Annotated in this window: 6 protein-coding genes and 1 other RNA gene; 5 read left to right on the top strand and 2 right to left on the bottom strand. The window is 58.5% G+C overall.

The features are described from left to right. Nucleotides 1-67 precede the first annotated feature (67 nt). From JS530_RS01560 to JS530_RS01550, 3 genes are all read left to right on the top strand, one after another. Nucleotides 68-688, top strand: coding sequence for a DUF5701 family protein (locus JS530_RS01560; RefSeq protein ID WP_214375463.1), 621 nt, complete (start codon nt 68-70; stop codon nt 686-688). 162 nt (nt 689-850) lie between these two features. Then, on the top strand, nt 851-3,370 hold the full coding sequence (locus JS530_RS01555; RefSeq protein ID WP_240541031.1) for a PASTA domain-containing protein: 2,520 nt from the start codon (nt 851-853) through the stop codon (nt 3,368-3,370). 95 nt (nt 3,371-3,465) lie between these two features. Further along, nucleotides 3,466-4,824 carry a metallophosphoesterase family protein gene (locus JS530_RS01550; RefSeq protein ID WP_214375462.1) on the top strand — a complete coding sequence of 453 codons (1,359 nt, stop codon included), beginning with the start codon at nt 3,466-3,468 and terminating at the stop codon, nt 4,822-4,824. A gap of 161 nt (nt 4,825-4,985) precedes the next feature. Here JS530_RS01550 and JS530_RS01545 read toward each other — a convergent pair whose 3' ends face one another. Next, entirely contained in the window at nt 4,986-7,472 is a 2,487-nt protein-coding gene (locus JS530_RS01545; RefSeq protein ID WP_214375461.1) for a PASTA domain-containing protein, read from the bottom strand. A gap of 282 nt (nt 7,473-7,754) precedes the next feature. Here JS530_RS01545 and leuA point away from each other — a divergent pair, with 282 nt between their 5' ends. Beyond that, nucleotides 7,755-9,671, top strand: coding sequence for a 2-isopropylmalate synthase (gene leuA / locus JS530_RS01540; protein ID WP_214375460.1), 1,917 nt, complete (start codon nt 7,755-7,757; stop codon nt 9,669-9,671). Nucleotides 9,672-9,880: 209 nt separating this feature from the next. On the opposite strand, the gene JS530_RS01535 is transcribed toward leuA, so the two are convergent. Next, nucleotides 9,881-12,034 (bottom strand): transglycosylase domain-containing protein, encoded by a 2,154-nt coding sequence (locus tag JS530_RS01535; RefSeq protein WP_214375621.1) that lies wholly within the window; start codon nt 12,032-12,034, stop codon nt 9,881-9,883. A 466-nt stretch (nt 12,035-12,500) separates the two neighbouring features. On the opposite strand from JS530_RS01535, the gene ffs reads away from it, so the two are divergent. Further along, an RNA gene (gene ffs, locus JS530_RS01530) (signal recognition particle sRNA small type) lies at nt 12,501-12,597 on the top strand. Nucleotides 12,598-12,629 lie beyond the last annotated feature (32 nt).

The following is a 12,629-nucleotide window of genomic DNA, read 5'->3' as shown; positions in this document are numbered from 1 at the left end:
GGCCGGGGCTGGACGGCACCTGAACGGCGTACAACGCCTGTGCCGTCACGTTGCTAGGCTGGTGGGTATGTCTATCGCATCAGTAGAGGCGCAAAAACAGCTTGACCGTATCGTGGCTCTGGGATATCCGGATGTGGCGGATATGTCTGCCGCCGCATTCCGCGCACTGGCCCGTCCGCTTATCGGCGCGCTTGAACATTCCGATTTGGGCGCGAACATTCTTCTGGTGCCCACGCGCGAGCTGGTTTCGCCTGAATCGCTGATTGCGCGAACCTCCATCAACCGCATGGCCGGTTTCACTACGATGCCCCCGCGCGATATCGCCAGCTTCCTGCCGGTGAGCGGTTTCACGCCGCCGGAAGGACCGTTCTACTTGGTGGTCGACCCCCATACCGGCACCTGCTACATCAATCGCGAGCCGGATGTGGCCCGCAAGCTCCTCGATTCCGACGACCGACTGCCGCTCACGCTGGAAGAAGGCCTTGCCATCGCCACCCAGCACCCGGAATGGTTGATGGTCAAGAACGGCTTCAATCTGCTTGGTTCTCGCTCTGCCGACGGCCGCGTGCCGAGCATTTGGATGAGCCAGAACGCGCCTCGCCTGGGTGCAGTTTGGCCGAACTCCCGCCATACGTGGCTCGGCAACGCCTACTGTGCTGCCCGCCGAGGCGTGAGTCTGTTCCGCTGATCTTCCCAAAGTCTTGATATTTCGGGTATTCGCGCGCTTTCCACAGTAGAATGATTGACTGAGAGATCATTCCCACGGGAGAGAAGGCGGAAGATGATTTGTCCGAAATGTGGGGGCTCTGCCCAAGACGGAGCCATATTCTGTGATTACTGTGGCGCATTGTTGCCCGCATCCGATTCGACGGTTCCCGCTCCCGGTGGCGCGGTGCCGCCAGTTCCTAGTCCGCAAGCCGGCGCGGCAGCTGGCTCGGTGCCCGCTCCTGGCCCGGTGCCAGTGCCCGGCGCTGTACCTGGACCGGTACCAATGCCGGCGCAGTCTGCGCAGCCCGGAGCGCCGGTGCCTCAGCCCACGTCTGTGCCAACGCCCGGCTCGATTCCCATGCCTGCAGCAAGCGTGCCTCCGCAGCCGGTAGCGTCGGCAATTCCTATGCCGCAGCAGCCTGCCAATGATTCGACGGTGCTTGACGCGATGACGCCTCCTCCAGTCGTACCTGATGGCGATGCCGGCACTGGAGCGTCAGGCAATGCCCCAGATGGTCAGGCGACTAAGAATAAGAAGCTGCTGCCGATTATTATCGCCATCGTTGCCGTAGTGGCTCTGCTGGTTATTGGACTTACCGTATTTCTTACCTATCGTGCGGAAGTCTGGGGCGGCAAGTCGCTGCCGGATACCAGTGCGATCGCCAAGGAAGTCACCGATAAATCCGGCAAGAAGAAGTCGGTGGTCAAAGCCAAGGATGTGACTGCGGCGCTTGAAAACAAGGGCTTCAAAGTGAAGACGACACCGGTGTTCTCCGGTGAGGATTCCGGCACATTCCTGGGTTACCAGGGCGTGAAGCAGGGGAGTCGTGTGAAGGCCGGCTCCACGGTCACCATTCAGGAATCAGCCGGTCCCGGTGTGCCGAAAGACACGATTGGCAAGAAGGCTCAGGACGTGGTCAACACCTTCAGCAGCATGGGCGTGCCGGTGCATTACAAGAAGGTGGTGATCGCGCAAGACAGCAAGACGCCGGAAGGCCAAGTGGGCGTCACCTACCCGGAGGCGGGTACGGCGTTGCCCGAAGCCGACCGTGAGAACGGCATCTACATTGGCGTGACCTCTAAGGGTGATGGCATTTCAGTCGACATTCTGGGCGCGGACAAGGATAAAGCCGTGAGCGCTCTGCAATCGCAGGGGTACACGGTTGATCTTGAGCCGCACTACTCCTCCAAGCAGTATGTGGGCAAGATTTCCGGCTCCTACCCGGCACCGGGCTCCGCATTGAGCTCTGGCGCGTCGGTCACGCTGTATTACGGCGTGGATAAGTCCAGCAATATGGATTTGTTGAGTCAGCGGACCGATGATGGTCTGACTATTGTGAAGAACAATGCCACACCAATGATCGGCATGTACTGCAAGAGCGAGGTGAAGGATCAATCCAAGGATTGCATCACGCTTGAGGCTACGCAAAACACGTATGGTGAAAGTGCGGGCGGTGGATTCATGAGTATTAAGGGACATGAGCCATCGAGTTTGGCGGACAATCTTGGTCTGGGCAATTATTCGCAGGATGTCAGTGGCGTGATGCTTAAGCCTGGTGCGGGCGTGTCTGCGGACAAGCTGCCTTTGGCTAACAATCTGATTACCAAGGATTGGGGCATGTTCGAGCTGTATGCGGGCGCCGACCTGCCGAACTGCGGCAGTACGCCGTATGCCAGTGGCCCCGGCAAATCCTGCGTGAACGGCACGGTGCAATCGTGGGCAAGCATGGGCAACACCACGAACTACACCAATACCGGCATGACCTATGAGATGAAGGACTTCCTGGTCTACTTCCCGGTCGGCTCGGATGTGAAGGCGCTGGAGGATTCCGGCTACTTCGACTCCGATTCGCTCACGGTGGCCAAGAAGCAGAAGACGGTGGACACGGATCGTCCGTTCATCGTGATGCGTGACTCCTCCCAGTACAGCAAGACCAGCGTGCCGTACGATGCCACATCGACGACTCCCGATCCGTTCGTGCCAACGAACCGCTACGGAGTCGACAACACGATGGTTAAGATGAAGCCCGCCCCGAGCGACTCCAGCGTCTACTATCTGGTGGAGCAGAATGGCGACCTCGACTGGGATTCCATGCCCGACGCGGACATCAAGGTGCCCGAGTCCAAGGATTCTACGAGTGCCAAACAGGATCCGGTCTTCAAGGAGGCCATGGCCAAGGCGGCCGGCGAATACGGGCTCGGCTCCGGCGCTGGCGCTTGGGGCTCTGGTTTGAAGATTAACGAAGACGGCACGTTCTCCGGTTCGTATTCCGATTCCGATATGGGACTCACCGGCGACGGCTACCCCAACGGTTCTCGCAGCCAGTCAGATTTCACCGGCAAGTTCAAGTCCGCCACCAAGAACAGCGATGGCACCTACACGTTGCAATGCGATGCCAGTGCTTTCAAAATCGACGGCACAGTGGGCAGCAGTTCCATTGAGAACGGCGTGAAGATAACCGTCACCAAGCCGGTGGGTATGGAAACCTGTGAGGAATTCAAGTTCTACCCGGATCCGACTGATTTCTCGCAGTTCGACGATCAGATGAAAATGTGGAGCGGCGGCAGACTGATGTCCGACGATACCAGCGGCGCCACTGGCAAGGCGTTGGTCAATACGAAGTCTGAGTACGAATACACGTTCTACGACTTCGATAACTGATCGGCATGGCACTACAGCGGCCGGAGCGATGAATCAGTGAAGGACTGATACATCACTCCGGCCGCTTTGCTATTGCGCTTCTACACTGAGGAAGCATGACAAGCCTGCGATTCCGCAAAGACGGCAGCTTCCGTGTGCTGCAAATGGCCGATGTGCAAGACGGCCCCGACGTGCAACCTGACACCATTCGCCTCATCCGCGAGGCCATCCGTAAAGCCGATCCTGATTTGGTAGTGTTCACTGGCGATCAGATCCGCGGGTACGATCCCGCCTACATCGACACCTTCCTGCGCCGCCGCGGTGAGGAACCGGGCGCCCGCGTGCGCGCGGTGACCGCAGTCGAAGCGAAACTGCGCGGCGTCAAGCGGCGCTTCACCAAAGATGCCGAGCATCCTGATGCGCCCACGATGGACGAGCTTATGGACCAGACCCGCGATAAGGTTCGTCGCACCTTTGCTGGTTTCCTCGGCCCGATTGTGGAAGCTCAGGTACCGTTTTCCGCCACGTATGGCAATCATGATTTTCAGTGCGGCATCTTGGCCGACGAACAGGATGACATCTATCGTGAATTCGCCGGCTGCCTCAACCCTTCAGACAGTCTCGAGCCCGGTACGTTCGCACTGCCCATTGAGGCATCTGATGACTCAGGGCGCGTGGCCATGGCGGTGATGATGGTGAACTCCGGCGATTATGCCGGCAAACCGGAAGAGAACGATGCGCAATACCCCGCGTATGTGGTCAATTCCCGTGGCCTTGACCTGGCTGATTCCGATGGGTATGGCACGCCCACGCCGGAAGCGCTCGAATGGCTCGGTACCGTGCAGGATGAGCTCGGTGCGCGCAACGGCGATGGCAAACCGGTGCCGGCCATCGCTTTCCAGCACATCCCACCGCAGGAGTTCTACGACTGCCTGAAGGAAGTACCTGCGTGGACACCGAACGCCGTGGAAGGCGCGCGCACGCATGAAGGCCACTGCTATGTGCTCAACCACGAGGTGTGCCGTCCGGGTTCGCGATTGGGCGAAGCCATTGGCTGTGCGGATGAGAACGTGGGCGAGGTCGCCGCTTTGAATGCCGCCGGCGGCTACTTCGCGCTGTTCTGCGGCCATGATCATAAGAATGCGTTCGTAGGCCATGTGCACGGCCTCGACTTGGGCTATGCGCCGACCTGCGGTTTCGAATGCTATGGTCCGAAGTCCCGCTACCGCGGCATCCGGCTGTTTGAATTCCATGAAAGCAATCCGGCCGGTTATGTGACGCGCATGCTCACGTGGGGTGAGCTTGTCGGGCGCTACTCCAGCAACGAAGTACGCGTTTGGTTCGAGGATCACTGTGTGACCGGTGCGGTAAGTCTGCGCAACGAACTGCGTCGCCCGCAAGTGTTCGCAGTGCTCGCCGGCGCGCTCAGCCTTGGCTTCCTCGCCACAGTGCGCTCGCTGGTTGGCAGACGGTAGAGGTGCTATCCGATGGGAACGTCTGATTTGAAGGCGTGAGCTACCGTAACCGTACGTTTTTCCAGAGGAAATCATGGGTCATCTGGAGCAACGTACGCTGACAGTGCTCGTGATATGGCCAGCCAGAACTGCGGCACAATCGCAGTCGGTATCGGACTGCATTACTGCTGGGTATACGGAATGAACGCCGATGCCTTGGCGGACTCGTCATACAGCAGTACGTTGGGATACGAAGATTCCTCTGCGTTGGCCGCGTCTCGAATGGATAATCCCTGTTGCGCCACACTGCCTGATGTCATTGAAGAGAACGGCGTATTGGCCGGGTACCAGTGCCATGTGCCACATGGCACGATGCCGATGCCATCCGTGTATTGGTATGTTTTGCCATCCCAGCCGAACGACGACGCATCGCATCCCATGTCATAGCCGCTGGCCTTGTTCGCCTTGATGGACGAGAACTTGCCGTGGAACGGATAGGTGACGCGCGGGGCCGTGGCCACTGGGTCGCCGCCGCTGGTGTCCGCCTCGTTGACTTCGCCGGTGAAAGTACCGTCGTCCTTTACTGTCAGATCAACCCACTGTGAGCCCTCGCCGGTGGAGAAGAAGCGATATTGGTTGGCGATCTTCTTGAACAGTGCGGTGTTGGTTTTGGCGGAGGATTCTGATTTCGTGGAATCCTTGGACGCCGGTGCCTTGACGTCCGCATCGGGCAGGTTTTGCCAGTCTGGTTCGGTTGCTTCCACAAGGTAGTAGGCGTTGCTATCGCTGGGGGCGGGCTTCATCTTGACGATGTCGTCCTTGCTGCCGTTGTACCCGTTGTATGGCACGAACGGATTGACTTTGCCGAGAGCATACGGGGCTGTGGTGGTCTTGTACTGTGAGGGGTCGCGCCAGAGGATAAACGGGCGACTCGTATCCACGGCCTTCTGCTTGGCCGCCGCAGCTAAAGCATCCTTATCGAAGTAGCCCTTGCTTTCCAGCCCCTTCAAATCAGAGCCGGTAGGTACCACAAGGAACAAATCCTGCATATGGTATTCGCCGGTGGAAGGTCTATTGAAATCAGGGGTGGCATTGCTATACATCGTGCCGTTGGACCAGTAGCTTGTCAAGCTTGCATGTGGGAACAGTTCGAATGCGCCGTAATCCTGCTCAACCAGATAGTCGCCCTTCGGGTTGCTGCAGAACAGCTGTTGCACTGCATCGCAGGCAATGAGCTTTGCGCCGAATTCACCATAATCAGTATTCTTACTGCCGCCAGAAACCACCTCGTGTTGCTCAATAGTGATGCAATCGCCGGCATTAGTGCACCATTGGCCATCTACTGCAATCGTCATACCAGCCATGGGATTATTGGTCATGTCATCTACCGGAGAATATCCTATGGTATTTGGATCAGTAAACGCCTCCTTCATCTGAGACGCATCGATCCCGTGATACAACACCACGTCCTCGCCAACACTCAATGCTGAGCCGGGCTCCGGAGAAGCGCCTGAAACCTTGCCCACGTACTGCTTGGACGAGAAATGCTTTTTCACAGTCACGCTATGGCCTTGGGTTTCGAGCTGTGCCTTCACCTCATCCACGCTTTTGCCCATCACATCAAGTGGCAGCGCGTCTGCATCGGCCTTGGTGGCCACGCCCACGTAGATGCCATCATCCTTGGAATCCTTGGCGACCGCCTGACCGGCCGCCGGTTGCGTGGCTACCACCGAGCCCTCGGGATTCTTCTGTGTGTCAGACACATACACCTTTTTGTAGTGCACTGGCACATTCATACTGGCGAGCGTTTGCGTCACTTTCTGCGCCTGCTGACCGAGTGTGTTCTTCGGCACGCCAGGGCCTGCGGATTCCCTGACTACGATGGTTTGCCCAGTGCTCACGCGAGTGCCGGCCTGAAGACCCTGATAACCCAGGAATGTGCCGGATTCTTCGCCGGAGAACACTGGCTCCGATTTCACCGTGAATCCCTTGTTTTCCAGAGCAGCGGTCACATCTTTGGCCTTCACCCTGGACTTGTTCTTGCCGGACTTGCTGACAGTATCCTGCGCAATCGCACTGGTATCCGGTAAGGTTTTACCGCCCCACACCTCCATGCGATAAGTCACGAACAGCGCGATACCAGTGACCACCAGAGCCGCAAGCACAGCCGCAAGAACAATGATGAGGCGCTTATTCAAGGGTGATGATGCCTTGACTGTGGCACTAGCGGCTGCGGTACTGGCAGCAGTATTGGTAGCAGGCGCTGCGGGCGCGGACTGTGCAGTGGATGCGGACTGTACAGCGGGTGAGGGTGAATCCACAACCGTGCCATCCATAGCCATCATGCTTGGTGCTGCCGGCGTTGCGATAGGTGGCTCTGGCACTGCGGTAGTAAATTCTTGCGGCATCGGAACCGGCGGCACTGCGGCACTGTTCGGACCGGGAACCGGAGCTGTGGGGGACAGCGGTACCGGAGCTGCGGATGGCAGTGGGGTTGCAGCTCCGGGCAGTGGTACCGCAGATGGTGCAGGTACCGCAGATGGTGCCGGTGCAGGAGCCGCTGGTGCAGTTGGTGCTGATTGGGCAGGGGCAGCGGCTAATCGATTGCCGCACACATCGCAGAAGGCATTATCGTCAGCGTTCGTGGCATGGCACTTTGGGCAGATCATAGGCGCGACTTCCTTGGCAATCGGTTCGGCTGCGGCAGTACTGCTGCGGCTGTACCTCAACTGTAGCCTTGTGAGAGCATAGAGCACATGCCTTGGCGCAATAATGAGCGCGATTGATAAGAAACTGGGCGCAAGTCTGGAGAATCCGCCACAATACGGCGGTTTTCGCGGGTGTTGCCCTAGCCGGCTTGTAGGATGTTTCGTGCACATTAACAAATCCGCGAAGTTCTTGACAAAGCCAATACAGCAGACTTCGCGCGTAACACAAGAAAAGGAGGAACAATGGGTCAGGATCAATCATCTGTTTTTGATCTCGCGGCAGTCGCTGCGGCATCCAATGGGGGGAACAACGACCCGCTGCTGCCTCCGGCACGATTCATCGGCGATCCGCAGAAGCCCAGCCGCATGCCCTACAACAAGTACGTGGCATACGACAAGCAGGTCCCGTTTGATTACCCGGAGCGCACTTGGCCGGGTAAGCGACTGCAGCGTGCGCCGCGCTGGTGCTCGGTCGACCTTCGCGACGGCAACCAGGCTCTCGTGAACCCAATGGATTCCGAGCGTAAGCTGCGCTTCTGGAATCTCCTGGTCTCCATGGGATTCAAGGAGATTGAGGTGGGCTTCCCGTCCGCTTCCGAAACCGACTTCGACTTCATCCGCATGCTTATCGAGCGTGAACTGATTCCGGATGACGTGACCATCGTGGTGTTGACTCAGTGCCGCGAGCACCTGATTCGCCGCACCTACGAGGCTTTGAAGGGTGCCAAGCGCGCCATCGTGCACTTCTACAACTCCGTTTCCGTGCTGCAGCGCGAGGTCGTGTTCCGCAAGAACAAGGAAGAGATCAAGAAGCTCGCCACCGATGCCGCCGAACTGTGCAAGGACCTTGAATCCGAAGCCAAGGGCATCGACCTGTACTACGAGTACTCGCCGGAATCTTTCACCGGTACCGAGCCGGAGTACGCCGTCGAGGTGTGCAACGCCGTGATCGGCGTGATTAAGCCCACCCCCGAGCATCCGATGATCATCAACCTGCCGGCCACCGTGGAAATGACCACGCCGAACGTGTTCGCCGACGAAGTGGAATACGTGTCCACCCATCTGGACGATCGTGACGCCGTGGTGCTCTCCCTGCACCCGCACAACGACGAAGGCATGGGCGTGGCCGCCACCGAGCTGGCCGTGCTCGCCGGTGCCGACCGTGTGGAAGGCTGCCTGCTGGGCAACGGCGAACGTACCGGTAACGTGGATCTCGTTACGCTCGGCCTCAACATGCTCACCCAGGGTCTTGACCCGCAGCTCGACCTCTCCAACGTGCCGGAAATCCGCAAGACCGTCGAGTACTGCAACCAGATCAAGATTTCCGAGCGTCACCCGTACGCGGGCAACTTCGTGTTCACCGCTTTCTCCGGCTCTCATCAGGACGCCATCAAGAAGGGTCTCGAAGCCCGTCAGGTGGCCGCCGAGCGTGCTGGCGCCGATCTCGACAACTTCGTGTGGCTGGTGCCGTACCTGCCGATCGACCCGAAGGATATCGGCCGCACCTACGAGGCCATCATCCGCGTCAACTCCCAGTCCGGCAAGGGCGGCATGGCCTACCTGTTGAAGACCAACCACAACCTCGATCTGCCGAAGCGCCTGCAGGTGGAGTTCGACAAGATCGTGCAGAAGTACGCGGACGACACCAAGAAGGAAGTCAAGGACGAGGATATCTGGCGTCTGTTCAAGGACGAGTATCTGCCGGTGGAACAGTCCGGCATGACCGCCGCCGGCGTGGTCGTGGGCGATACCCACGACTCCTCACTGGCTCCGTGGGGCCGCTTGAAGCTGCTCAAGGTGTCCATCAGCTCCGGTGAAGACGGCTCCGACACCGTGCTCAAGGCTCGCGTGCTCGACCGCGGCGTGAACGTGGGCGTGGATGAGCCGGTGGAGCGTGAGGTCTCCGGCATGGGCAACGGTCCGATCGCCGCCTTCCTCAACGCCATCTCCAACTTCGGCGTGGATGCCTCCATCATGGACTACGTGGAGCACACGATGTCCGTGGGCACCAACGCTATGGCAGCCTCCTACGTGGAATGCCAGGTCGGCGAGGCCGATGACGCACAGATCGTCTGGGGCGTGGGCATCGATTCGTCCATCACCACCAGCGCACTGAAGGCTATCATCTCCGCCATCAACCGTTCCCGTCGCACCCGCTGAAGGGTAACGGTAGATAATCGGTAATGCAACGCAAAGCGCCCGCCAGCATGATCGCTGACGGGCGCTTTGCGTTGCACTGCCGCATGACTGGCATCACCAGTTCGATAGGCGCACGATTGATAGACGCGTGATATGTGCGCGCCTATGCAAAGGGCTTCCTGCTCTGCGAGAAAGCAGGAAGCCCTTTACTGTGCCAGTGCGTTCACGCGCTACTGACTGTTCGACTGCTGATTTGTGGTGTCGCCGCCCGAATCAGTGTTGCCGTTATTGGTAGTGCCGTTGGTATTGCCATCGCCATTGCCGCCGCTGGAATTATTCCCCGGATAGTTCGGGCATTCGGTGGAATAGCTCGGGTTGGCAAGGCACTGCTGGGCGAATTCCTGCGTTGCCGAATTACCGTTCGAGCTGGAATCGGTGCCGGAGTTGGCGTTTGCGTTCGCATCACCTTCGGTGGTGGACTTCGGATCATTCGTAGAGGACTTGGACGAAGAACCTGAACCCAGACCCCACGTACCATCCGGGCCACCGATCTTACCGGTGTCCTTGGCAGTGTTGAACTGCTCGACAGCCGTGCCCTTCAGCGCCTGCGACATGTATTCGGTAAACAGATGAGCCGGGTAGCCGGTGGAGGTCACACCATAGCCGCCGAACGCCGGCACCACCTGCGGATTGCCATCGGAATCAGGATTCCAAATAGCCCACACATTGAGCAGGCTCGGCGTATAGCCAACGAACGAAGCCGCCAACTCATCATTTGCAGTACCCGACTTACCGGCCACCTGGCGGCCGCCCAACGATGCGGACACGCCAGCCGCGGTACCGGTGGTCGTCGTTCCCTGCATAGCCTTCTGCACCAAGTAGCAGTCATTGGCATCGAACACCTGCTTGTTCTCATTCGGTGCCTTGTACAGGTTCTTGCCGTTCGCATCCAGCACCTGGGACACCATGTGCAGCGTATTCTTCACGCCGTTGTTGGCAATGGTCGAATGGCCCTGCGCCAAATCCCAGACCGTCAGCGCATTGATGCCCAGCACGTTATACGGCGAGGACGCATCGATGTCGCCGGTAATACCAGCCTCATGGGCGATTTTCGCAGTGCGCTGCGGCGTCAAATGCTCGTTGACGTTCATGAACACGGTATTCACCGAGTTAGCGGTGGCCTGATACAGGTTGATCGTGCCCCAGTTGATTTCCAGAGCGTTGTTCACCTCTTGATCGAGGCCCTGGAAATGCTGATGTGAATTGCCGTTGAACTTCGTGTCGAAATTCACGCCTTCCTGCGCGGTGCCAAGCAAAGCAAACGGCTTCATGGTGGAACCAGGTTCGAACACCGCCTGATTGGCGTTATTGAGCGGCTTGGTGAGATAGTCCGAGCCGGCGTACACGCTGATCACCGCGCCGGTTTTCTGTTCCACGGCAATACCGCCCACCTGCAGGGAGTCCGGCATACCGTTGATACGCGTATCGCCCACGGACTGCATCACGTCTTGCTTGGCTTTATCGATGGTGGTCACGATCTTGTAGCCGCCAGTATCCAGATCCTCCTTGGTGAAGGCCTTGGATTTCACCAATTCGCTTTGCACCATGGTGAGCAGGTAGCCGTTCGGACCCTGATACTCGTTCTGCTGGGCCACGGCCGCGGTTTCGGGGAACTGTGCGGCCTTATGCTCCTTGGCGGTGATATAGCCGTCTTCCTGCATGATGTTCAGCACGCGCTTGAAACGCTGCTTGGCGATGGTCGGATTATCGGCCGGATCCCATGTGGACGGGGCGGGGATGATGCCGGCCAGCATGGCGGCCTCGGGCAGCGTCAAATCCTTGGCGTCCTTATTGAAATACGCTTTGGCGGCGGCCTGAATGCCGTAGGAGTTGCGACCCAGATAAATCGTGTTCATGTAGTTGCACAGCACCTCGTCCTTGGATTCGGTTTGTGCAATCTTCAACGCCAGAATGGCCTCGCGTGCCTTACCGGCATACGAGGTGGTTTCGCCAAGATAGTAGCGTTCCGCGTACTGCTGGGTGATCGTCGAACCGCCCTGACGGGTGCCGGTGGTCACATTGTTCAGGAAGGCGCGGGCGATGCCCTTCAGGTCGATGCCTTTATCCGTATAGAACGTGCGGTTCTCGGAAGCCACAATGGCATTGCCGATGTAATCCGGCAAATCGGTGCAGGAGATGATTTCGCGGTTCTGCTCGGCGTACGATCCAATCGGCGTGGTGCCATCCGCATAATAGACGGTGGTTTTTTCCGCCAGCGCGAACTTTTCCGGCTGCGGCACCTCAGTGGTGATGTACAGGTAGGCGAACAAGCCGATGCCGCCTACAATGCCAAGGCCGATCAAGCCAAAGAAAATACCCAGTATCCACTTCAGTACGCGATGGTTCTTGCCGCCGCCGTTCTTCTTATGGTTGCGGTGGCTGGCATGTGCGCCTCCGGCACGGTGGCTGGTGTGAGTGCCGCGAGTATTGCGCGGGTTGTTTGCATCCGTCCTGTTCCCTGCGCTGCTGCGGCCTGCTGCCGGTGTGAATGCGCTGTCTTGAGCGGCTTTACCGGTCTTGCTCTGAGTGGTGCGCGGCTTGCGAATGGCGGGGCCATTGCTGCCTGCACGTGCGCGACGTTGATATGAAGCCATGCAAGCCACCGTAACCGTTGGGGGTGAAAAGAGAGCTAATTTTGGTGTGCTTTGCGCTATACGAGAGCGGGATTTGCGCGGAATTCTCACATTTTTGGATACATGGGCAGCGGTGCTTGAAGGCTGCTGAACATCTTCTGAGTGGCGCGGCTCGCCTGCGTTGATGAAGCGTAGTCCACGCATGTCCTTACACTGAACAAAGCCTCCACGCGGCGCTATGTCACCCAACTCCCCCAGGGCAGGAATGCAGCAAGGGTAAGTGGCCTCTTGCGGGTGCGTGGGGGTTTCATTTTTCGTTGTTGTTTTGTGCGGATTTGGCCCTGAG

The sequence above is a fragment of the Bifidobacterium colobi genome, assembly GCF_018555455.1.
Taxonomy (GTDB): Bacteria; Actinomycetota; Actinomycetes; order Actinomycetales; family Bifidobacteriaceae; genus Bifidobacterium; species Bifidobacterium colobi.
This window is presented reverse-complemented; position numbering and strand designations above follow the sequence as displayed.